Source organism: Pontibacillus salipaludis (genome assembly GCF_014642405.1).
GTDB lineage: Bacteria > Bacillota > Bacilli > Bacillales > BH030062 > Pontibacillus > Pontibacillus salipaludis.
The window spans coordinates 25005-46749 of sequence record NZ_BMIN01000009.1 but is presented as its reverse complement, the minus strand read 5'-3'; the positions used below and the strand labels follow the sequence as shown (position 1 = coordinate 46749).

Sequence of the window (21745 nt, the reverse complement as noted above, 5' to 3'; positions counted from 1 at the left end):
TAGAGTACTCTCCTTTTTTATTAGACTTCCTTACATTTTCTTCAAAACCCACAGATTAGAAGTGAAGTCCCCAGATTCTTTAATCCCACCTGCTTGCGTTCCGGAATACCCCGAGCCAAGGTCAAGCCCAGCATACATGATTTCATCACCAAATCGTTCTGCAGTTTCCTGCTCCACTTTATAGTCTTCGTGAGAGTTTATTTCATATAATTTGTATTTTGCCGTAGGTTCCAGCCCCTTTAGCTGAAGACGTTTAAACCCATCATTCGCTCTAGCTAGGATTTGGTAGTATCCTATAATAGCAGTTGATTGATCCTCAGAAACAACCATCCATGCGGTTTGATTCTTCTCCCCCTCAAATGGAGTAAGTAATCGATAAAAGTTTCCTGTTTGAATCAAATGACGGTATTGTTTGTAAAAGTCAATTTGAGCTTTCACTTCTTCCTTTTCTGCTTCACTCATTTTGGAAACATCTAATTCATATCCAAACATGCCGAAAAACGCAACTTCTGCTCGTGTTTTCAAAGAAGTAAGCCTCCGTACTTGATGATTTGGAACTTCAGAGACGTGTGCTCCAATAGAACTTAATGGATAAACAAAAGATGTTCCATACTGAATTTTTAAGCGTTCTATCGCATCTGTATCATCACTTGTCCACGTTTGTGGTGCATAATAAAGCATACCTGGATCGAACCTAGCTCCCCCGCTTGCACATGATTCAAATAAAACGCCTGGGAATTCTGATGTTAACCTTTCATAGAGGTCATAGACTCCCAGAATATAGCGGTGAGGAACTTCTTTCTGGCGGTCAGCAGAAAGGGCTTGAGAACTTATTTCTGTCATATAACGATTCATATCCCATTTCACATACTTGATTTCTGCCTCGCGTAAAAGAGTTGCCATCTGATTGTAGATATAATCTACTACTTCTTGTCGTGAAAAATCTAAAACAAATTGATTCCTCCCATGAGACATCTCCCTGCCAGGCACATAAATCAACCAATCAGGATGATCTTCATAGAGTTTACTAGCCTTAGACACCATTTCTGGCTCAAACCAAAGTCCGAAATCTAATCCAAGGGCTGTTACTTTTTCAGACAAACCTTTTATACCATTTGGAAGTTTGCTTTGATCCACAAACCAATCACCGAGGGAGGTAGTATCATCATCTCGTTTTCCAAACCACCCATCATCTAAAACAAATAGCTCTACCCCTAAGTTTTTCGCTTCTGAAGCTAGTTCTAGTATCTTTTCTTCGTCAAAGTCAAAATACGTTGCTTCCCAATTATTAATCAATATTGGTCTTGTCTTATCACGCCATTCTCCTCTTACCAAACGATTACGATACAACTGATGATAGGTTTGACTCATGCCATTCAAACCTTGATCTGAATACACGAGAACAGCTTCAGGAGATTGAAAACTTTCATATTGCTCTAATTTCCAGCTGAAATCGAAAGGTTGGATTCCAATCGATGCACGAGCCATATCATAATGATCCACTTCTACTTGAGCTAAGAAATTCCCACTATAAACAAGACTGAAGCCATAGACTTCACCCTGATCTTCTGTTGTTTGCTTCCTTTTCAATGCATAAAAAGGATTTTGCTGGCTAGAACTCGTTCCTCGAGTACTCCCAATTGATTGGATACCACTTTCTAAAGCACGTTCTTTCACGTGCCTTTCCCGTGACCAACTTCCTGATAACTGAACCATATCAAAATTAGAATCAAAGAAATCAATGGAAGCACTCAGTGCACGATCAACTTGAAAAGATTGTGAGCCTTGGTTGATAATCTTGGAAGACCTTGTAATGACTGCGTAGTTCTTAAAATTCGTATAATATAGAACCAACTCCGCTTGAAGAATAGGATCATATAATGAAATTTCAAGCGTTTCTGCTTCATTTTCATCTTCCGTATAAGTTTGAGGAAGTCCTTTCAGTTCAGGCTTCCCTTTATACACTTTGTAGGATTGATAGTTAAAATTACTAATACGACTCCCGTTTTCTTGCTCAATGTGCAACGCAGGGTAACGATAATCAGTAGTGCCATAAACAGGGTATTCTTGTTGAACTAAATCTAATGAGAAATTTAGATCCCCTTCGTACACATAAGAGGTAGTTACCTTCTCCCCCTCCTTATACATATGAGAGAAATCATCTGAATGACTTATCCGCTTCCCAAAATAAAGATGCCCTAAATGGCCATTCTTTAAGATATGAATAATATAACTTACTTCATCATTTTGTAAGTGAAATTGTTTTTTATGTTCATTTACAAGTATCATTTATGTAAAAACCCCTTTATGTAATTATTTCCTACTTCTTTATGATAAAGTGTTATCGATCTCTTAACAATCAATAAAAATCCTACTTCTTTACCAAAAACAATTTGACTTTCAATCAAATATGCAAATACACATCAGGAAGGGACACATGGCAGAGAGTAAAATTATAATAAGGTATTAATAGCCCTATGGCTCCTAACAGGTTCATTTATCTCTATTTAAATCCACTTTTGTACGTAACTAATGCCAAATAAGAAAGAACGATTGGAGGAATAGATGTGAAGATTGTTATTGCACCCGATTCATACAAAGGAAGTCTCGAATCAAGCGAAGTGGCCGGGCATGTTGCCCGTGCTTTTAAAGACGTGCATCCAGAGCTCACGGTTATCCAAAAGCCTATGGCAGATGGTGGTGAGGGGACGCTTGATGCGCTGGCGGCTGCGACGGATCATAAGCGTCAGTCCATCCGCTTAACCGGACCTCTTGGTGATCCGATCGACTCATCCTACTTAATTCTTAGGAATGATACGGTCGTAATCGAGGCGGCTAGCGTCCTTGGTCTTACTCTTGTACCAACTGACCAACGAAATCCTGAGAGGACAACCAGTTACGGACTAGGCGAAGCGATACTTGATGCACTAGATCGTGGGTATCGCACATTCCTAATTGCCCTTGGCGGAAGTTCTACCAATGACGGTGGTCAGGGTATTTTACAAGCATTAGGCCTTCACGTTCAGGACAAACAAGGAAATCCGGTTGGGTCACTTGGTAAAGACCTTTACCACATTGATTCGGTTGATAAGAGTACTCTAGACCCTCGTTTAGAAGAATGTACGTTCAAAGTTGCATGCGACGTTTCCAACCCTCTTACAGGACCAAATGGAGCAAGTCATGTTTATGGACCACAAAAAGGAGCCTCAGAAGAGCAGGTAAACCAGTTAGATGAGGCTCTAAATAAGTGGGGACGTCTTTTAAATGAAAATAACATGGACACGCCTGGTGCTGGTGCAGCCGGGGGCTTGGGTTTTGCTTTTCTAACCTTAGGTGGAGACCTTGAATCAGGAGCTAAGCTGGTGTCAGAAGCGATTGAGTTAGAGGAAGCCATTAAGGATGCAGACCTTCTTATTACAGGAGAAGGAAAATCTGACGAACAAACGCTCCATGGAAAAGCCCCTGCTTTTATTGCGGATTTAGGTTCGGAGTACGGCGTACCGACGATTCTGTTATCTGGAAGTATTGAAGGAGATCGTGATCAACTACGGAGCAAGTTTATGAGCAGCTTCTCCATTGTGCCAAGCATCGTTAGCTTAGATGATTGTATGAATTTTGCTTCAGATTACCTCTATGAGACGAGTGTTAAAATTTCTCGACTTTGGGGGCACATATTAGAGAGGAGTAAACGGTAAATAGACGGAAGCAGTACTCATTAAAAATAAATTCAAAAAAAGACAGCAACCATATTTTAATACCCTTCACTAAACAAAATTATATTCCGGAATAAAAAAAGGATATTCTCATATTTTAGAGTAACTATTACATTGAAGGGAGGGAAAAATAATTATGGGCCTTTTAGATAAAATCTTTGGTTCTTCCAATCAGAGTAATGGAGGAGATCATGAGCCTCCAGATTATTTTGAATTTAAATATGAATATGAAAATGAGTCCTATGGCGATGAGGGTATGAAAAGCTACAGAATTAATGTCACGGTCGAATTTACCTGGGATGAAACGAAAGGGGAATACGAAGTAAACTCATATGCGCGTTCTCCTGATGGATTTACAGATGTTGAAATCCCAAATTATAGTGAATTTGAAAACGATGTTAATGGGGATTTGCATAACAAAGGGATTAATCCTATTTACATTCCCGATATGGATGAGTGGAACTTTTACTAATCAAATTGAAAGTAAAAACAAAATTCTTATAAGTAATCTTTAATTTAAAATAAATTCCCTACCCCGATTCGATTGGTAGGGAATTTATTCGAGTTGAATTTGTTTTTATTCTTCAAAAAAATACACCTTCCAAACAAAGAATAGAATGCTAAGCACATACCAATTTTACTAAACTTCTCCTTTAGCTCCAATAGAAAGAAGCTCCTGGTGCACCTCCTGCGCAATAACTCTCCTCACTCCTTACCACACGAGTAACAACGTTTATCCCTGTCGTTTTCTCCATACATACGTAATTCCTTTTTGCTTTCACAAACCGTACAAAAATCGTAGTCGATCTGTGGTAAAATTCCATTCTCTGCTGAAGGCACCCATTGTTCCTCATACAATTTTTTATTCATTCCATAATCAATTAAAATAAGTTTTCCTTCATTGTTTAAACCATAGTTGCTGCTGTCTTTTAAATCAAAACTATTGAATTCCTGATCTAATAGAGTAAGAACTTCTTCGTACAAATTTGGAATTAGCTTTTCTTCTCTACTCAAATCAATTTCAAACGATTGGTTATACTTCATTTCTAATGGCTCATAATACCTTTGAATTGAGATATACTCATCTACATAATAAGTCCGAGCAAACAAGTCGTATAGTCCTTGCTCCATCATCGCATTATAAAGATCTAACTCATTTTTTGACTGAGTATAACCAATAGGATGCAAATTTACTTTGACTACATAATCGGATACTTTATACACTTTTCGTGTAGAACCTATACCTATGAAATTTTCTTCTTTACAATACCTATTCCAATTGCTTATTATTTCTCTTATCATATTCTTCACCTACCTCTACAAAACACTTCTTGAACAATCGCACTTGTTAGCTTCATAGGTGCACCTCGTTGATATAGTGCACTTATGAGACGAAACCAAAATCATAAGGGTGGATACTTATTTTCTTGTCAAAAAAGCTGAGCTCCCCATAACGATAGAAGTGATTATCGAGGCAATCAAAACCGAAAAACTTATAGCTCCTATCCCTAACCCTTCCCATCTACCCACAAGGAAACTTATCAGTAGTAAAACAAAACTTAACAGCATGAATATTGGTGATAGTATATATTGTAATTGTGATTTATTTATTTTAAATAACAAAGAGGCGCAAATTAAAATAACGGTAATGATAGCCGTCATTAACAAGTAAGACATTTGAATTCCTCCTCTGGATTGTAAATACTATTACAACTTCTGCACCCATTGTCACCATATTTAAATAAAACTCTTATAGAAAGTCCGTTCTTCTACTAAGTTGCTCGCATAGTAAAAAGTGATCACTAACAATCGCACCCGTTACTTTAATTAGTTTCTGTTTACAATCAGGATAAATATTGAATTAGTTCCTTTATTGCTTCGTAAATTGCTATACCAACAATAACCCCAAACACCATCTTAAAGAAGTTGTTAGATTCTTTTTTCACTGAGCTCCCCCCTAATTTGTTCATCTTTCCTGCTCCGTTAGTAAATACAAGATCTTGCAGAATCGCACCGGTTAGTGGAAAAAGATAAAGGAGGCGCACATTCTACACTCATTCTTGACCTTGGTTGACCGTTCTGCACACCTTTGTTTTTCGGAGCCATTTACTATAATTAGAGCGTCTCATCCAATTTCTGAATCTTTGAGTTAGAAATTAAAAATACATTTCCAATAATGTCAATGTTGTCTCCCTTCACACGTATAGCACAATCTTTGTTCGACGCATAAACATCAATTTCTTCCGATAGTAGAGAAAGTTCACTTTGAAAAAGTGCAATATTATTTTCAAGATCAAAATGAGACAGGACTGAAAAATGATCAAGACCGATTCCACTGTAAACAGAGCTCTTTTCCACTTCAAATCCAAAAGTTTTTGAGCATAACCATTTAGCGGACATGTTAATTGCACCAGCGCTTGCTCCCATCACAACTGCCCTGCTGCTTTTTATTAAATCTGATAATCCATATTCCATCAAAAACCTATTTTGTTCCAATATGTTTCCACCCAACAAAAAAATGACTGAAGCATTTCGAATCTTCGCTTGGGCTTCTTCCTTATGTACGCGATCATTAATTAAATGGTATTCATCAAAAATAATGCCAGCCTGGTCAAGCCAGGAGCGTTCAGTAGCACCATCATCTTCATAAACAGATGGATTCGAGCTAATCATAGCAATCGACTTTCGATCAGTTATATCCTCCTGTAACAGCCCGCCCAAAGTCTCTGGAAAGAAATTGTTAAACCAACCTAAATAATAGTGAGTTTTCATAAGTACCCCCGCTCAAAGCATTTATTCGTTGCGTCACTCATTCTGTTTACTTATCACGAACAAAATACACTCAATATAGCCTCATTGTTTAGCACAAGTTAAACAACGCTCTTCGATTAGTTCGCTCCTTTTATTTAATACCAATTATTTCAAAACACCTTAAATCTTACAATAACTTTTTCATAAGAAAAACGCGATGTCTGATTACCGCGTTCATTAGGAACTTAAATCTAGTTCCCACAAGGCTACTTCATTGTCCCTTCGCATTACTAGTGAAGAAACATATTAGCTAGGACTAACAAGATTAAACATTAAAAGAGTCTAAAAAACTCGTTTAAACAAGCCTAAAAAAGGAAATTCTAAAATTGTCAGCCCAATTATGAACATTTTGTGTCCAAAGTATGAATTTTCTGTTACAATATAGTCAAAGAAAACGTTTACATTAATGAAACATGAATAAGGAGATGATTTTCATGGGTGCGACCGTAATGTTCTTGCTCTTGGCGACAATAGCTCCATTTCTATTCTTACAAACGAAAAAGATGGCATTTGCTGTAGCGCAATCAATCCTACTGATCGGCATGTGGTTGTACTTCTTCCAAGTGACGATGTACACAGATCCAGGATTATTCTCCATCACAGGTGCCATGTTCTACCTCGGTTTAATCGGCGCCCACGTGGCTTGGGTGATGTTCATGGTAGCGACCGTAAAAGCAAGCCCTGGATACAAAAAAAGCTTAACGAAAGATCAGCTCAGGTAAATAAAAAAGAAACGCGCCTTCCCTGAAATCAGGAAAGACGCGTTTCTTTTTTTAGTCCCGTGGTTGCAATTTGTACAGTTGGATCATCGCCTGTACAAAGCTTAAGCCAGTCAGAATATATAAGACAATTTTAAGGTCATAGGAGGAATAAAGCGCTCCGCCTAATGAAAAAGCCGTCAACAGTATACAAAGTATAAACCCGATCAAATCTTTCCACGGCCATCCGGCCTCCATTGGCATGTTTTGCTTTTGTTCCATCCTGATAACCCCCATTTGTTTTAGTGACCGCTATGGTCTTCTGAATGCTGCTCTTCTTGTTGTTCCATGTCGCCCATATCTCCATGATCACCATGGTCATGCCCAAAGGACATTACGAAAAGGGAGCCTGCTACAAGAATTCCAGCAAGTGCAAAACCATGGAACATCATGTTCCAAGGTACATGCCCATTTCCGCTTGAAGCTTCCGTAACGTGCATGAACATGAACAATTGAACGCCCGCTTGTAACAAGGCAAGAATCATGATTCCGATAATCACCCATGTGACAGGCAAGTCAGATTGAATCGCTGCCCATGCGGCGACTAGCGTCATGACAAGTGACAAGATAAAGCCAATGACGTGATTCATTGGTACGCGTTTTTTCGATTCAGCCATATTAAATCACCATCCCTATCAGATAGACACTCGTAAAGATGAAAATCCAAATGACATCAAGGAAGTGCCAGTATAAGCTGATAATAAAGAATTTACGGCTAGTCACGTTCGTAAGTCCGCGCTGCTTGATTTGGATTAAAAGCAGGATCGCCCAGCCAATACCAAGCGTCACGTGCAGTCCGTGTGTTCCGGCAAGGACAAAGAATGCCGACCAGAAAGCACTAGACTGAAGCGTTGCTCCTTCATGCGCATAGTGAACGAACTCGTAAATCTCAAATCCAAGGAATCCAAGACCAAGAGCTAACGTAATGACCATCCAGAAGATCAGCCCTTTGACTGATCCCCTTCTCATTTCGTGAATCGCAAGTCCACACGTGAAACTACTCGTTAAAAGCAGGAAAGTCATAATAAGAACGATGCCCGGCTCAAACAATTCGCTTGGCAGTGGTGCATCAGCTGTACGTCCGAACAATACGGCATACGTTGCGAAAAGGGTCGCGAAAAGGACAACTTCCGCTCCAAGGAAAATCCAGAAGCCCATAATGCTCATTTGACCTTCTTGGGTGCGATATTCTAAAGGACCTGTTTTCAGTTCTTCCGCAGCCATATTATAACCCCCTCGCTTTTTTCTCTGTCTCTTTAATTTCTTCAACCGATACATAGTAACCATCGTCATAATCGAAGGAACGACGGATCATCATAACTACTCCACCGATCAAGCCAAAGACAGCGAGATACATCCATTCAAAGATAAGACCGAAGCTTGCAAGCCCGAGTAAAGCCATAAAGATGAACGGCTGTCCTGTGTAACTAGGCATGTGGATCGGCTTCACTTCGTCTTCTTCAAACGTCGTTTTGCCTTCTTCTTTCATACGGACATATGGATCGATTTCATCAACATATGGAACCGTTGCGAAGTTGTAGTAAGGTACTGGTGTCGTCGTCGCCCATTCAAGCGTACGACCGTTTCCGTTCCAAGAGTCGCCTGTTGTTTCACGCTCACTGTAACGGAAGCTGTAGTAAACGTTGTAAACGAACACTACGAAACCAAGAGCCATTCCGACAGCACCGACAGTTGAAATGACGTTCAATGGAAGCCACTCTGCGACGTTCGTGATAAATAAACGACGCGGCATTCCGTCGAGGCCTAGGAAATATTGTGGGAAGAAACACACATGGAAGCCGAAGAAGAACAACCAGAATGCCCATCTACCCAAACGCTCGTTCATCTTGTGACCAAACATTTTCGGATACCAGAATACAAGACCTGCGAAGCAGGCGAATACAGTACCTGCAATCAGCACGTAGTGGAAGTGTGCGATTAGGAAGTACGAGTTGTGGAACTGATAGTCCGCTGCTGCCATACCGAGCATAACACCTGTCACACCACCAAGGATGAAACTTGGGATGAAGGCAAGTGACCAAAGCATTGGTACTGTGAACTCGATTTTCGATTTATATAACGTCGCGAGCCAGTTGAATATCTTCACTCCTGTCGGTACGGCGATTAACATCGTCGAAACAGAGAAGACGGAGTTAACGAATGCGCCAGCACCCATCGTGAAGAAGTGGTGGACCCATACTAAGAAACTAAGCAATGCAATAACGATCATCGACCAAACCATCACATTGTAGCCAAACAGACGTTTTTTCGCGAATGTGGCAATGACTTCGGAGAAAATACCGAAGGCTGGAAGAATAACAATGTACACTTCCGGGTGTCCCCACATCCAGAACAGGTTCGCCCACATCATCGGCAGGCCTTCCCCTGTAAGCGTAAAGAATTGTGCACCGAAAATACGGTCAATAGTAAGTAGTGCAAGAGCTACTGTTAAAATCGGGAATGCGAACACGATGATGAAACATGTAACCAAAGTCGACCATGTGAAGATCGGCATATGGAACAGCTTCATGCCTGGGGCACGCATTTTCAAAATCGTCACCATCAAGTTAATCCCTGTAGCAAGGGTACCGATCCCTGATAGCTGCAGTCCCATAAGATAGAAGTTTTGTCCTGGTCCTGGGCTCATGGCCGCACCGGAAAGTGGTGTATAACTCGTCCACCCGGCATCCGGAGATCCTCCGATTACGAAGGAAATGTTGAAAAGCGCCATTCCGAAGAAGAAGGACCAGAAACTTAAGGCGTTCAGATATGGGAACGCGAAGTCACGCGCTCCAATTTGTAAAGGAACGATAATGTTCATGAGTCCGATCAAGAACGGCATCGCCATGAAAATAATCATGATCGTTCCGTGCGTTGTGAATATTTCGTTATAGTGCTGGGAGTTCAAGAATCCCAAATCAGGAAATGCTAGCTGCACCCTCATCATCATGGCGTCTACGCCACCACGGAATAACATGAGAAGGGCACTTAAAATATACATGACACCGATTTTCTTGTGGTCAACCGATGTTAACCATTCACGCCACAGCCATTTCCATTTCTTGAAATACGTCAGAACGAAAAGGATGGCGAGCCCACCTAATGCCATGGATACCATGGCACCATAGATGATCGGTTCACCGGTGACTAGAATATCTGTTATGTGCATGTCTTCACCTGCTTTCTTTACGTACTATTGGAAGCTTTCTTGTTCTTCAATTTCGTATAAATGAAGCTTCTCTTTGAATTGTTCACGGTATTTTTCGACGACATAGCCCATACCCTCTCTCGTATGGTGCTTCACGTAATCCAAGTGTGTATTGGAATAGGACTGTACGTCGGTAAGCCCAGGTGCTAGCAGTTCATCATAACGTTCTGCTGTAAGCTCTGGAGCTTCATTGCTGATTTCCTCTGCCCATGCATTAAATTCTTCTTCGCTTTCGGCATATACCTTGAACGTTTGAGCAGCGAAACCTTCACCATTGAAGTTAGAGTTACGTCCATCGTATACCCCTTCTTCATCGGCTTCTAGATACAATGTAGTCATCATACCCGCCATGTTGTACTTTTGACCGCCAAGTGCTGGTATCCATAAGGCTGACATCGAATCTGCCGATGACAAACGGAATTCTATTGGACGATCAGCCGGGATGTGTAAGTAGTTCACGGTTTCAATATCCTGTTCCGGATAACTGAAGAACCATTTCCAATCCGCTGTTGTTGCATAAACGACTAGTGGTTCCTTCTCCTCTTCCCCTGCAGCAGGTACTGGAGGTTTTTCCAAGTCGAATAATGTTGTTACGGTCGGGATGGATAAAAGAATGACAATTATGACCGGAATAATCGTCCAAATGATCTCGATGGTTGTATTACCATGCAAATTCGGGTCATAGTCACTTTCTTTTCGTCCCGGGCGGTTCTCACGGTACTTGATGATCATGTAAGTAAATAAAGCAAACACGACAACAATGATTCCAAGCATGAACCAAAGGGAGTATACAATCAGGTCATATTGACTTTGAGCGACTGGCCCTTTTGGATTGAGCACAGTCATTTCCAACTGCCCACACCCGCTTAAGAAAAAAATCAAGCTGAGCGGCAGCAAACCTAACCATCTATTACGGAGATGTTTAGCTTTCATGAATCTTAACCCTCCTATCAATCTGTTAAATTATAAGTATAAAACTCTGAAACTAGGAGCTGTTATACGTATCAGGGCTTGACTGATTATATCAGATTTTGACGAAATAGGAATGCTTGTTCACAACTTTGTCATATATCGTTCACGAATTTTTAATAAATATATGAAATGCTATACGCTTTCAAGGAAGTCGCTAACAAATTAACGAAAAATTGGATGTGAAAAGCCCTAGCCCAGATGTTCAGGCTTTCCCCCCTCTTAAATGGAACGAAACATTTCCCTGCCAGTAGCATTATATGTAACTTCTAATTATCAGATAAAAGCAAAAACCTGTTTCACTATTAAAGTGAAACAGGTTCCTTAAATAAATGAAACAGCTAAATAGATAACAATTCTCCCTTTTTTCAAGATTCCTTAATTTACTGATGCGACTTGCGATGTTCTCTAACAAACCTTTTTATAAAAAATGAGGGTTGCGTTATCGCTTACCTTTTTGCTAACTCCTGTCTTTTTATAGCCCATTTTTTCATATATGTAACAGTTTCTTTCTTCCTCCAAGATAGTAGCTAACTCCCAAGTAATCGCTTGAGGAAATCGTTCCTCTATTAAAGTTATAGCCTTCTGTGAGAGCCCTTTTCCTTGATAAGAAGGTAAAATAAACATTGGGCTTATCCAAAACTGTACGTCTTCTTTCCAGTGGACGCAGATAGCACCTATAAGTTGATCATCGGCAATAATTTTACAAAAACTACCATTAGGACTATTTATCCTACTAATTACTCTCTCAACAGTTTCATTAGCTGGGTTCGTTTCATAGTCTTTATACTTAATGAATAGTGGCTTAAAAGCCTTCACCTGTATATCAAAAATTAATGGCGCATCGTTAACTGTTGCTTCTTCTAACCTTACCTCCATAACCTCACCCACCTATTGGATCTTTCCCTATCTACTTCCATATCAAGTTTTCTATTCGTTTGATTCTAGCTCAGTACTGTTTAGTTTTAGTGAAATATTTATATAAACGCACTAACCCTAAAGCCAATAGAACGATCATAGCTACTCCATAAAAAAGCGACTTAAAAGTGTAACTAAGCGAGTCCATACTACTTACCATCGCAGAACCTAAAACAAAAAATAATACCACTACCAAAAATGATCGGTCTTTCATAAACCCCCCCCTGCTTGTTACTTTACTAAGATATGGCTAATCTTATTGATAAACGTATTAGCCTTCTACCATTTTCACATACAAGATCTTTTCGTCTTCCACAATCGCGATATAAGCTTGTGTATCTGTTTTAAATACCTTTGTTCCTACTGGTAATTTGTTTGCTGTTCCATTTGTAAATTGAGAGGCCTGCTCTGATTGTTTTGTTATTTCACCAATTTGTTCACCAAGTTCATATTCCAATTCTTTTACCCAGTCCACATCCTGTGCATTTGAAAATACATACCCACTAAGTAGAAAAATATCAGTATCACTTTCTAGATAATCTTTTGGGGTTGGGTTATTGCTCTTCGTAGATAAATGAACAGTAGTCCCATCATTACATCCTACTAATAAAACAAACATGATAATCAGTGAAAGTATGAGTTTTGAGCTATTCATTTATGAAGCCTCCTTTTAAAAACAGTCGGCATAACTCCAAAAAAGTTTCTTATCACACCCATTTTAACATAATATTACAATCACGAACGAAACAAAGGGACAGGTTCACTGTCCCTTTAAGTCACGAAATAGTATAGCAACAATCTATTCATCGCCCCGCCACCAAAAGTAACTTGTATACTATTAATGATCTCATCATATCGGAATTATGATGACTTATTTTCGACCAAAGCTTCTTTCTCTACTCTATCCATGAAATCAACGACTACTTTTTGGTTGTTTTTTTGCCCGCCTAATTTAAGTAGCGTTTTTCCTAAAAAGTTCAACCCTACGTTTTGTCCTTTATAAATAAATCTTGTTTCATTCTCACTTTGCTTTATTAATGTGAAAGAGGCTTCTATTTCAAATGCTTTCGCTAATGTAAAACCAATTTTGTTATGTTTCTCCAGAGGGGTGTTTTCATACTCCAAGTCTTCGACAATATAAGTTTCAACACGCTTTCCTTCTTTATACTTTTGTTGATACGTGGTACCAACTACCCCTTCTTTTCTTTCTAGCACTTTGTTCTCAATTACATTCGGCATAATACGATGTAGGTTTTCGATTTCGAACAACCTCCAGATCACTTCAATGTTTACTGGGATGATTCGTTCTTCATGCCACTTAATCATTTCTCTTCATCTCCCTTTTCCATTTCAAAGAACTCGTCCATCTCCTTAATCGTTGTTTGCAGGCGGTGGACCTCTTGTAATAAGTTTCTTCTTTTTTCTTTAATTAAATCTTCTAAGTGTTCAAAGGATTCATCATTCACAACGGTTAACATTTCTTGAATAGAGAAATCGAACTTTCTTAAGTAGACTAACAACCTCGCAACCAAGTATGAGCCATTGTCATAATATCTGTAGTTATTCCGTGGATCAATATAGACTGGTTCTAAGAGCTTGATCTGAGCGTAATAACGTAAGGTTTCTTTACTCAAACCAGTCATTCTGCAAAATTCACCAACCCTGTACATGTCTCCCACCTCACTAAAATCATAAAGGATGTAGTGCACCACATAGTCAACCTCAACCTTTGAATTATTATAAAAATACATCGAACTGTCTGTTAAACGAACTAAACGATCGTTAGCATACATATATTCTTTCATATAATCGCCAAAAAAGAGGTTTATTTTAGACCATTCACCCGCGATATCTGTTTAAATAGAAAAAGGAGCACCCTGATTAGGTGCTCCTTTTCATGGACCATGGGGACAGGTCCCTCGTCCCTTCGATATCCGAAACATTTATGACTCATTCTTCTGATGAACGCTATTCAATACCTTCATCATTGAGGCTTTAAACTGCTTCAGCTCCTCAGCATCCATATTCAGCTGATCAAGCAATTGATACGGAATCGAATCAGCCGTTTGTTCAGCCTCTTTTCCTTGTTCTGTTAAGCATACAACTACACTACGTTCATCGTGTTTTGATCTCTCACGGAATAGAAGCCCCGCTGTTTCCATTCGCTTCAACATCGGGGTAAGCGTGCCAGAATCTAAATAAAGACGATGTCCCATTTCTTTTACTGTAATGCAGTCTTCTTCCCACAACACAAGAAGTGCTAAGTATTGGGGATACGTCACGTTTAGCTCCTCTAAGAGGGGTTTATACAATTTCGTTACTTCTCGAGCTGTTGCATAAATCGAGAAACAGATTTGATTTTCTAATTTTAAATGATCTTCAGCCATGCAGATCTCTCCTTCTACCACTTAGTGTAGCGAATCTCCATCTCGCCGACAACAAAACAAAACGAACGCTTTATTTTTGACAACCCATATAAGTTGTTGTAAATTTAATTGCGCACAATCAAATCATGCAAAATGTAAATGAAAAGGGAGATGGAATCATGGAAAAAGCTCTATACACAGCACAGGCAACAGCACAAGGTGGACGTAAAGGAACGGTAACCTCTAGTGATGGAACGATTGATTTCGAGCTATCTATGCCTAAATCACTTGGCGGACAAGAAAAAGAAGGAGCAACAAACCCAGAACAACTATTTGCAGCTGGTTATTCCGCTTGCTTCGATAGCGCTCTTCAACTTGTGGCTTCAAAAGCCAAGAAATCGATTGAATCTGCGATTACTGCGAATGTGAGTATCGGCAAAGAAGGAGATGGCTTCGGTTTAGCTGTTCAATTAGATGTTGAGGTCAAGGGAGTTTCCCAAGAAGAAGCAGAAGAACTAACTCACCAGGCTCATCAAGTTTGCCCTTACTCCCGTGCAACGCGTGACAACATTGAAGTAACACTGAATACGACAGCTAAATAAATTTAAAAAAGAGCTCAGAATTCATTCTGAGCTCTTTCACTAAACTAGTTTTTATGATTCCACTTTGATCATCTGGTATTTGAAAAGCATGATAGAAAGTGTGAGAACCTCACTTCTCCCTATAATTGAATCCTCATTCCTTCCTCTGCAATCTTAAACCCTCTTTGACTAACCGTCTTACAGGCATCCGTACCAGGATCAAGAACAGGATTACTGTGGTTTAAATGTGTAAAATAAACCGTTAGCTCCTTCTTGTCTACTAGTGGCTGAAGGCGGCCCATCGTCTCTTCCATGAAAGGATGCGGGATGGATTTCGGTTCACGTCCGAGCCCTTTCACCTCCTCTTCTGAATAAAAAGTGGCATCAAGCAAGCAATAATCCACCTCTTTTGCCACAGAGAGAAGGTCTTCCTCCCAATCTTCCCACCTATCAATGTCTGGGATGTATAGAAGAGAGCTCTCCCTCCCTTTAATAACAAATCCAAATGTCTCAGAGTATTCAGTTCGATGAGGGACGAGTAAAGGGATTATTGAGTAATCCCCCTGGTAATGGATCTTTCCATGCTGTAGTGCTTCAATTGAAATGTTCTTGTTCTCTACCAGCGTGCTCCATGGTAGGTGATGGTGAAGAAACTCCCCTAGTTCAGCACCCGCATACACTGGCAATTCGTGCGTATTCATCGCTTCTTTTCCAAGGAAAATCAGTCCCGGGTAATGTCCAATGTGAGCATGTGTAAGCCAGATAGACTGAGGCTTAGGATGTAATGCTGTTTCCAACTGCTCCATCTGTAATTTAATATCTGGCGTGGCATCCACAAGGGTCCATTCCTTTGTTTGCTCGTCCACAATACCGAGGCAAGCTGCATTACGACGCCGTCTAGGAGATAATTTTGCTTGTTGGCAGTTCGTACAGAAACAACCGGGCTGGGGCACTCCCCCATCCTGAGCTGTACCAAGGACTTGTACAATTGTCATGATGTAACGACCTCTCTTATACCGTTTTAGGGTATTCCAAATTCTCTTTCTCTGAAGGCAAAGCAGGTTCTTCTTTCGTAATGGTAAAACCAGTGTATCCATAAATAACGTTAATCAGTAGCACAAAGTATGCAAAGAAGATGAATGGAATAAACGAATAAGGGCTAATATCCATTAAACCACTTGCAAAAACAGCCGGTACACCCCACGGAACAAGGGTTACCCCTACTGTGCCCGCAGCTTCTACGTTACGAGATAAATTGGTTTCTGAAATCCCTCTTTCTCGGTACACACTGAGAAATGCTTTCGATGGAAGTATGATCGCTAAATACATTGCTCCACTAACGAAACTTACAAAGAAAGTGGATAGTAGAGTAGTTGAAATTAAAGAACCTGTACTCTTCACCTTCTCGATTAGTCGATGAATTAAGACATCGAACACTTGTATCCCTTCCATAATCCCTCCAAGAGAAGTGGCGAAGGTGACAAGGGCTACAGTAGAGAGCATCGAATCAATTCCTCCCTTAGAAAGAAGGTTATCAAGCGTTTCATTTCCAGTTTCAGACACGAACCCACTCGTCATGGATTGCATAACCTCTGAAACCGTGTTTCCTTGAACGATGATCGCAACAAGTCCCCCCAAGGCACTGACAACTACTAAAGCAGGGATCGCCGGGATACGACGGATCATTAAAATAATCGTGATAACCGGTAGTAACAGGAGCAATGGATGGATAACAAATACGTTATCCAACCCATTTAGAATGGTCTCAATTTGAGTCTTATTAAAATCACCAGTTGTTGTATTTAATCCAAGGATCCAAAAAGCAATGACGGTCAGAATAAAAGCAGGAATCGTATCCCACATCATGTGTTTCACATGATCAAACAAGTTAACATCAACCATGGCCGGGGCGATGTTCGTTGTATCAGATAACGGTGAAAGCTTGTCTCCAAAGAAAGCACCTGAAATAATGGCGCCTGCAATATGAGCAGGTGCAAATCCTAAACTTGTCCCGATCGCCATGAAGGCCAAGCCTATCGTAGCAATAGACGTAAAGGAACTTCCAAGTGTAATCGCAACAATTCCTGATGTGATCACAACAGTTGGTAAGAAAAAGTTAGGTTGGATCAGTTCAAGTCCATAGTAAATTAACGTTGGAATGGTTCCACTAAGGATCCACGTCCCCACAATGGTTCCAATAATAAGTAATATAAAAATAGCGGGTAATGCTTTTGAAACACCGTTTGTTAAGAAGTGTTGCAGTTCATTCCATCTATATCCAAGACGTTTCCCAACAAGGGCTGATGTCACAATTCCGATGATAAAGGGAATGTACATCCCTACCTTCCAGAAGAATATCGAACAAGCGGCTGCTCCGATTAAAGCAATCAATGGAAGCAGTGCTTGCCATATACGGGGTTCTCGTCTCATAATCTATCATCCTCTCAAATCACCATTTTACTTTAGCGCTTTTATGCTTTTATGCTTTTAACCAGTAAAGCGTAGTAGCTATTATTCTACATGTACGATTTAGAAATTGTCAACGGTAAGATCTGAGGCAAAACGATTACAAATAAATGGAACGTCTACTCTACATATTCTACGTCCATAAAAGCTATGACTGAACCACCTGATCACCCATGAATAAAGGAATTTCACCCGAATAGTATGGTTATAAAGATGACAAAAGTAAAATTTAAAAAAGAGAACTAACTCCTTTTCGAAAAAAATCGATCCTAAATTCTTAATAATAATCAAGTATCATCAGTAAAGATTTTTATATGCGAGATTAAGATTTGTTAATTAAAAATCACAACTTATTAATCCGATATTTAGGTTGCCCCTTTAAATATGATGGACCCTTCTATGTTTTCACTGTACAAAAAGCTGAACTAACAAACCTTTTTAAATACAGCTAAAGAGGGAAATGGGTAAATGAGTAAATTGGTAAATAAGTAAAAATGAAAAGGAGTTTGAGGGAAATCTATGGCGTATGTCTTATTGCTTGTTGGGTTTGGTTTATTAATTAAAGGAGCCGACTTATTCGTGGATGGTTCTTCAAACATTGCCAGACTTCTACGTGTACCACCTATACTGATCGGGTTAACGATTGTAGCTTTTGGCACAAGCTCTCCTGAGGCAACCGTTAGTATTATTGCCGCATTACACGGAAATGCGGAAGTCTCACTTGGGAATGTTGTAGGGAGTAATATCTTTAATGTTACGTTAGTTGTAGGAATCGCAGCCTTTCTATATCCATTAATGGTAGAGAGTGAAACAACTAAAAAAGAAATTCCATTTATATTACTGGCTAGTGGGGCTTTACTCGTGCTCGTAAGCGATACGAGATTACAAGGGTTTAGCGATAACTTCTTAACGCGCGGTGACGGAATCATCTTCTTATTATTCCTATCTATATTTATGTACTATGTCATTGAAGTAGGTATGAAAAGTCGAAATACGTCGGCACAAGAGCCAATCCCAACAGATATAAAGTGGGGGAAAAACATCCTTTTAACGCTATTAGGTCTAGGAGCTATTATCTTTGGCGGAGACCTGGTAGTAGACAATGGGACAGAGATTGCATATACGCTAGGAATGAGTGATACGTTAGTCGGTTTAACGATCATTGCGATTGGTACTTCTCTTCCTGAACTGGTGACCTCTATATCTGCAGCATTGAAGAAAGAAAGTGGAATTGCATTAGGGAATGTCGTGGGGAGTAACATTTTCAACATCCTATTTGTTCTTGGGTCTTCAGCTGTCATAACACCTTTACCTGTGAATGGGAAAATATTCGTTGATGTAATGATTATGATTGCATTAAGTTTGTTGTTGTTCCTGTTCTCTAGGACTAATTACAAAATTGGAAAAATAGAAGGTTTTATCCTTCTAACTATGTATATCATTTATCTTGTTTACATTATTTTGAGAAATTAAGATTCTTATCGGTCATGAACACAACTTTAAAACTACTGCTATACCAAGCTATCTATCCTAAGTATTTCATGGTCTTACCAAAACACCTCCTAATGATTGTTCATCTCATTCATTAAGAAGAAGGAAAATCTTACAAAGTTGCAGAAATTATAGTAAGGATCTGTTCACCAAACTATAGGGTATTCAGGAGGGAAATATGGGTAGAATCATACATTTCGAAATTCACGTAGATGACATGGATCGTGCTAAACATTTTTATGGTGAAGTTTTTGGTTGGACGTTTGAAGACTGGAGCGAATACGCGGGGATGCCTTATTTTGGAGCAGTTACCGGCGACGCTGATAAACTTGGAATTAACGGGGCTTTGATGAAACGTCAAGATCCACCCCCAGCACCTAATCAGCCTATAAATGGCTACGCATGTACCATTGAAGTAGGAGATTATGATTCGATTGATGCAAAAATTCTTGAAAATGGTGGCGTCGTAGCGCTGCCAAAGCATGCCCTGCCCGGGATGGCTTGGCAAGGGTATTACAAAGATACAGAAGGAAATACCTTTGGCATTCATCAAACAGATGAAAATGCAAAATAGAATCGTTCATGACAAGAAAAAGGCACTTTCATAGTGCCTTTTTCTTTTTGTGTAGGTTCATGTAAGGATTTAGTCTATCAGAATGGAACCAGTTCTTCCCCTTCTACTTGTAATCCCCAGTTTACTAGAATTATAATTAAATAGAGGAAATATATTGAAAATACTTAATTACTGGAAAGGAGTACATAAGATGAAATGGTTAAAGAGCCTCCTTCTTGCTGTTTTACTTTTCACTTTTGGGATGACAACACAAGTGAATGCAGCAGAAGGGACATATGAAGAGCTATCATGGGAGAAGAAGCATGAATTACTTACGAATGCTGCACTAAAGTACGATATTCCCCCTGAGATTCTTAAGGCAATCGCTATGGCTGAAAACAAAATGAACCAATTCGATGAGAACGGCCACCCTCTTGTTAGTGATGATGGTGGAATTGGCATGATGCAAATTACGAACACGGACTTTGACTTTGATAAACAAAAGTTAAAGACAGATACAGCCTATAATATTGAGGCTGGAGCGAAGGTTTTAAATCGTAAATGGGATGATATGAAGGCAGGAATTCTCCCCGAGATTAATGGTGCAGATAACCGCCAAATTATTGAACAGTGGTACTACCCAATCATGGCCTATAACGGGGTGGCAAACCGGAATAATCCAGACAATGAAGATCGTGTAAAACCGACTTACCAACAGCAAGTCTTTTCGATCATTGAAGAAAGAAGCTTGATTCAGATCGCTGATACCCCTGACAAATTCATATTTGGATTAGATGATAATGGAAAGCTCCATTTTAAAGAGATGGCGTATACTTGGGATGAAGCTGACTCACACTCCACCCAAATGTTTCAAGAAGGCGACAAAGTCTACGCTATAAATGATGGAGATTCTTATTACGGGAACTTTAGAGATCAAAAGGAGATGTCAAATGACCCATCAAGGCGTATTCCCTACTATACAGAGCTTGAAATTACAGGTGGCCCTTACTTTTTAAACAGCACGCAAGACAATCACTTTATTACCTATCAAGTAGAGGGTGTAAACTTTAGAGGCTATATGGCTTCTTCCAATCTTCGGTCAATTGAAACCTTACCAAGTGGCTTTACTGAAGAAAATCCTAAAAGTGATGTAGCTATTGATAAAACATGGGAAATCGAAATGAATACAACCATTGATCCTTCTACTGTTCATCCTCGAAATGTGTATATGGTTCGCGAGGACGGTATGGGTATTCGTGCTGATGTTAGTGTAAATAGAGAATTCATCACGGTTCAACCTCAACAAGATTATATGCCAGGCCAAACGTACACCCTTTACATTAAAGACTTAGCGTCTACGCGTGGTAAAGAGATGGAAAGTAAGGTTTCGATGACATTTCAAGTAGAAGAGCCCTACCAGAACTCTATGGAGAAAGAAAATGTCGTTCTAGAAGCGTCTATGAATAAGAAATCCTTTTCTGAAGGAGATCAAATTCGGGTAACAGGGGCTATCGAGAATCAAGCTGAGGAGCCATTTGTTTATTACGGATCTTCTACACTTTCTCATTCTGCCAACCTGCATTTCTCTATTCAACAAGATGGGGAGCCCGTTTATTTTAAAGGAAAAGGAGATCTCCCTCCTCGATATGTAAAAGATGATTGGATCGAGCTTCAATTGAAAGCAGGGGCTAAGAAAACGTCTTTTGCTACGTTCGATCTTAGTATCAAAAACTTCATGCAAGAAGGCACTCCTAGTTATGATGCACCTAAAGGTGAATATACCCTTTTGGCTCGATACGGAACTGAATTCTTGCTAGAGATGCCGTTTGTCATTGAGTAGACACTTAGCTTATGCTCTCAATCTTGGTTATCAAGTCCAAAACAAAAAATAGCACACGAAACAGCCGTCCA

At 39.7% G+C, this 21745-nt stretch carries 23 protein-coding genes; 7 read left to right on the top strand and 16 right to left on the bottom strand.

What is annotated here, in order from left to right; translation table 11 throughout:
* Window positions 1-30: 30 nt before the first annotated feature.
* Window positions 31-2289, bottom strand: coding sequence for an alpha-galactosidase (locus IEW76_RS11155; RefSeq protein ID WP_188653844.1), 2259 nt, complete (start codon window positions 2287-2289; stop codon window positions 31-33).
* Between the two features lie 278 nt (window positions 2290-2567).
* On the opposite strand from IEW76_RS11155, the gene IEW76_RS11150 reads away from it, so the two are divergent.
* Window positions 2568-3695 carry a glycerate kinase gene (locus IEW76_RS11150; RefSeq protein WP_188653842.1) on the top strand — a complete coding sequence of 376 codons (1128 nt, stop codon included), beginning with the start codon at window positions 2568-2570 and terminating at the stop codon, window positions 3693-3695.
* A gap of 154 nt (window positions 3696-3849) precedes the next feature.
* Entirely contained in the window at window positions 3850-4185 is a 336-nt protein-coding gene (locus tag IEW76_RS11145) for a hypothetical protein (protein ID WP_188653836.1), read from the top strand.
* Window positions 4186-4418: 233 nt separating this feature from the next.
* Here IEW76_RS11145 and IEW76_RS11140 read toward each other — a convergent pair whose 3' ends face one another.
* The 3 genes from IEW76_RS11140 to IEW76_RS11130 form a co-directional block, all read right to left on the bottom strand.
* Complete coding sequence (locus IEW76_RS11140) at window positions 4419-4937, bottom strand: protein kinase (RefSeq protein WP_229721211.1); 519 nt, start codon at window positions 4935-4937, stop codon at window positions 4419-4421.
* Between the two features lie 195 nt (window positions 4938-5132).
* Complete coding sequence (locus tag IEW76_RS11135; protein ID WP_188653832.1) at window positions 5133-5390, bottom strand: YesK family protein; 258 nt, start codon at window positions 5388-5390, stop codon at window positions 5133-5135.
* Between the two features lie 438 nt (window positions 5391-5828).
* Window positions 5829-6485 carry a Type 1 glutamine amidotransferase-like domain-containing protein gene (locus IEW76_RS11130; RefSeq protein WP_188653830.1) on the bottom strand — a complete coding sequence of 219 codons (657 nt, stop codon included), beginning with the start codon at window positions 6483-6485 and terminating at the stop codon, window positions 5829-5831.
* Between the two features lie 473 nt (window positions 6486-6958).
* On the opposite strand from IEW76_RS11130, the gene IEW76_RS11125 reads away from it, so the two are divergent.
* Window positions 6959-7246 carry a spore morphogenesis/germination protein YwcE gene (locus tag IEW76_RS11125; protein WP_188653828.1) on the top strand — a complete coding sequence of 96 codons (288 nt, stop codon included), beginning with the start codon at window positions 6959-6961 and terminating at the stop codon, window positions 7244-7246.
* 51 nt (window positions 7247-7297) lie between these two features.
* On the opposite strand, the gene IEW76_RS11120 is transcribed toward IEW76_RS11125, so the two are convergent.
* From IEW76_RS11120 to IEW76_RS11075, 10 genes are all read right to left on the bottom strand, one after another.
* Window positions 7298-7504: a cytochrome C oxidase subunit IV family protein gene (locus IEW76_RS11120; protein ID WP_188653826.1), complete on the bottom strand. Its 207-nt coding sequence runs from the start codon at window positions 7502-7504 to the stop codon at window positions 7298-7300.
* A gap of 20 nt (window positions 7505-7524) precedes the next feature.
* Window positions 7525-7899, bottom strand: a complete 375-nt coding sequence (gene qoxD, locus IEW76_RS11115; RefSeq protein ID WP_188653824.1) for a cytochrome aa3 quinol oxidase subunit IV — start codon at window positions 7897-7899, stop codon at window positions 7525-7527.
* 1 nt (window position 7900) lies between these two features.
* The gene (gene qoxC, locus IEW76_RS11110; protein ID WP_188653823.1) at window positions 7901-8506 is read right to left on the bottom strand and encodes a cytochrome aa3 quinol oxidase subunit III; all 606 of its coding nucleotides are present in this window, start codon (window positions 8504-8506) and stop codon (window positions 7901-7903) included.
* A 1-nt stretch (window position 8507) separates the two neighbouring features.
* Window positions 8508-10451: a cytochrome aa3 quinol oxidase subunit I gene (gene qoxB / locus IEW76_RS11105; protein WP_188653820.1), complete on the bottom strand. Its 1944-nt coding sequence runs from the start codon at window positions 10449-10451 to the stop codon at window positions 8508-8510.
* Between the two features lie 24 nt (window positions 10452-10475).
* The gene (gene qoxA, locus IEW76_RS11100) at window positions 10476-11423 is read right to left on the bottom strand and encodes a cytochrome aa3 quinol oxidase subunit II (protein ID WP_188653818.1); all 948 of its coding nucleotides are present in this window, start codon (window positions 11421-11423) and stop codon (window positions 10476-10478) included.
* Window positions 11424-11867: 444 nt separating this feature from the next.
* Entirely contained in the window at window positions 11868-12338 is a 471-nt protein-coding gene (locus IEW76_RS11095) for a GNAT family N-acetyltransferase (RefSeq protein ID WP_188653816.1), read from the bottom strand.
* Between the two features lie 310 nt (window positions 12339-12648).
* Window positions 12649-13032, bottom strand: coding sequence for a hypothetical protein (locus IEW76_RS11090; protein WP_188653814.1), 384 nt, complete (start codon window positions 13030-13032; stop codon window positions 12649-12651).
* A 206-nt stretch (window positions 13033-13238) separates the two neighbouring features.
* Complete coding sequence (locus IEW76_RS11085) at window positions 13239-13703, bottom strand: SRPBCC family protein (RefSeq protein WP_188653811.1); 465 nt, start codon at window positions 13701-13703, stop codon at window positions 13239-13241.
* Window positions 13700-14182, bottom strand: coding sequence for a MerR family transcriptional regulator (locus IEW76_RS11080; protein WP_229721210.1), 483 nt, complete (start codon window positions 14180-14182; stop codon window positions 13700-13702). The genes IEW76_RS11085 and IEW76_RS11080 overlap by 4 nt, the downstream gene beginning before the upstream one ends.
* 138 nt (window positions 14183-14320) lie before the next feature.
* Window positions 14321-14764, bottom strand: a complete 444-nt coding sequence (locus tag IEW76_RS11075; RefSeq protein WP_188653809.1) for a MarR family winged helix-turn-helix transcriptional regulator — start codon at window positions 14762-14764, stop codon at window positions 14321-14323.
* A gap of 158 nt (window positions 14765-14922) precedes the next feature.
* Here IEW76_RS11075 and IEW76_RS11070 point away from each other — a divergent pair, with 158 nt between their 5' ends.
* A complete protein-coding gene (locus tag IEW76_RS11070; protein WP_188653807.1) occupies window positions 14923-15345 on the top strand; it encodes an organic hydroperoxide resistance protein in 423 nt (140 codons plus the stop codon).
* Window positions 15346-15464: 119 nt separating this feature from the next.
* On the opposite strand, the gene IEW76_RS11065 is transcribed toward IEW76_RS11070, so the two are convergent.
* Together IEW76_RS11065 and nhaC are read right to left on the bottom strand one after the other, a co-directional pair.
* Window positions 15465-16319: an MBL fold metallo-hydrolase gene (locus tag IEW76_RS11065; protein WP_188653804.1), complete on the bottom strand. Its 855-nt coding sequence runs from the start codon at window positions 16317-16319 to the stop codon at window positions 15465-15467.
* A gap of 16 nt (window positions 16320-16335) precedes the next feature.
* On the bottom strand, window positions 16336-17754 hold the full coding sequence (gene nhaC / locus IEW76_RS11060) for a Na+/H+ antiporter NhaC (RefSeq protein WP_188653802.1): 1419 nt from the start codon (window positions 17752-17754) through the stop codon (window positions 16336-16338).
* A gap of 555 nt (window positions 17755-18309) precedes the next feature.
* Here nhaC and IEW76_RS11055 point away from each other — a divergent pair.
* The 3 genes from IEW76_RS11055 to IEW76_RS11045 all read left to right on the top strand — a co-directional run bounded on the left by IEW76_RS11055 (window position 18310) and on the right by IEW76_RS11045 (window position 21674).
* The gene (locus IEW76_RS11055) at window positions 18310-19263 is read left to right on the top strand and encodes a calcium/sodium antiporter (protein WP_188653800.1); all 954 of its coding nucleotides are present in this window, start codon (window positions 18310-18312) and stop codon (window positions 19261-19263) included.
* A gap of 196 nt (window positions 19264-19459) precedes the next feature.
* Entirely contained in the window at window positions 19460-19855 is a 396-nt protein-coding gene (locus IEW76_RS11050; protein ID WP_188653797.1) for a VOC family protein, read from the top strand.
* A 190-nt stretch (window positions 19856-20045) separates the two neighbouring features.
* Window positions 20046-21674: a transglycosylase SLT domain-containing protein gene (locus tag IEW76_RS11045; RefSeq protein WP_188653795.1), complete on the top strand. Its 1629-nt coding sequence runs from the start codon at window positions 20046-20048 to the stop codon at window positions 21672-21674.
* Window positions 21675-21745: the final 71 nt, after the last annotated feature.

What these genes read in the sequence shown, in the direction of transcription:
- nhaC (WP_188653802.1), bottom strand. Translation starts at nt 17,754, where the DNA reads ATGAGACGAGAACCCCGTATATGGCAAGCACTGCTTCCATTGATTGCT.
- IEW76_RS11070 (WP_188653807.1), top strand. Translation starts at nt 14,923, where the DNA reads ATGGAAAAAGCTCTATACACAGCACAGGCAACAGCACAAGGTGGACGT.
- IEW76_RS11095 (WP_188653816.1), bottom strand. Translation starts at nt 12,338, where the DNA reads ATGGAGGTAAGGTTAGAAGAAGCAACAGTTAACGATGCGCCATTAATT.
- IEW76_RS11125 (WP_188653828.1), top strand. Translation starts at nt 6,959, where the DNA reads ATGGGTGCGACCGTAATGTTCTTGCTCTTGGCGACAATAGCTCCATTT.
- qoxA (WP_188653818.1), bottom strand. Translation starts at nt 11,423, where the DNA reads ATGAAAGCTAAACATCTCCGTAATAGATGGTTAGGTTTGCTGCCGCTC.
- IEW76_RS11085 (WP_188653811.1), bottom strand. Translation starts at nt 13,703, where the DNA reads ATGATTAAGTGGCATGAAGAACGAATCATCCCAGTAAACATTGAAGTG.
- IEW76_RS11055 (WP_188653800.1), top strand. Translation starts at nt 18,310, where the DNA reads ATGGCGTATGTCTTATTGCTTGTTGGGTTTGGTTTATTAATTAAAGGA.
- IEW76_RS11090 (WP_188653814.1), bottom strand. Translation starts at nt 13,032, where the DNA reads ATGAATAGCTCAAAACTCATACTTTCACTGATTATCATGTTTGTTTTA.
- IEW76_RS11155 (WP_188653844.1), bottom strand. Translation starts at nt 2,289, where the DNA reads ATGATACTTGTAAATGAACATAAAAAACAATTTCACTTACAAAATGAT.
- qoxD (WP_188653824.1), bottom strand. Translation starts at nt 7,899, where the DNA reads ATGGCTGAATCGAAAAAACGCGTACCAATGAATCACGTCATTGGCTTT.
- IEW76_RS11135 (WP_188653832.1), bottom strand. Translation starts at nt 5,390, where the DNA reads ATGTCTTACTTGTTAATGACGGCTATCATTACCGTTATTTTAATTTGC.
- IEW76_RS11130 (WP_188653830.1), bottom strand. Translation starts at nt 6,485, where the DNA reads ATGAAAACTCACTATTATTTAGGTTGGTTTAACAATTTCTTTCCAGAG.
- qoxC (WP_188653823.1), bottom strand. Translation starts at nt 8,506, where the DNA reads ATGGCTGCGGAAGAACTGAAAACAGGTCCTTTAGAATATCGCACCCAA.
- IEW76_RS11120 (WP_188653826.1), bottom strand. Translation starts at nt 7,504, where the DNA reads ATGGAACAAAAGCAAAACATGCCAATGGAGGCCGGATGGCCGTGGAAA.
- IEW76_RS11065 (WP_188653804.1), bottom strand. Translation starts at nt 16,319, where the DNA reads ATGACAATTGTACAAGTCCTTGGTACAGCTCAGGATGGGGGAGTGCCC.
- IEW76_RS11145 (WP_188653836.1), top strand. Translation starts at nt 3,850, where the DNA reads ATGGGCCTTTTAGATAAAATCTTTGGTTCTTCCAATCAGAGTAATGGA.
- IEW76_RS11050 (WP_188653797.1), top strand. Translation starts at nt 19,460, where the DNA reads ATGGGTAGAATCATACATTTCGAAATTCACGTAGATGACATGGATCGT.
- IEW76_RS11080 (WP_229721210.1), bottom strand. Translation starts at nt 14,182, where the DNA reads ATGAAAGAATATATGTATGCTAACGATCGTTTAGTTCGTTTAACAGAC.
- qoxB (WP_188653820.1), bottom strand. Translation starts at nt 10,451, where the DNA reads ATGCACATAACAGATATTCTAGTCACCGGTGAACCGATCATCTATGGT.
- IEW76_RS11075 (WP_188653809.1), bottom strand. Translation starts at nt 14,764, where the DNA reads ATGGCTGAAGATCATTTAAAATTAGAAAATCAAATCTGTTTCTCGATT.
- IEW76_RS11045 (WP_188653795.1), top strand. Translation starts at nt 20,046, where the DNA reads ATGAAATGGTTAAAGAGCCTCCTTCTTGCTGTTTTACTTTTCACTTTT.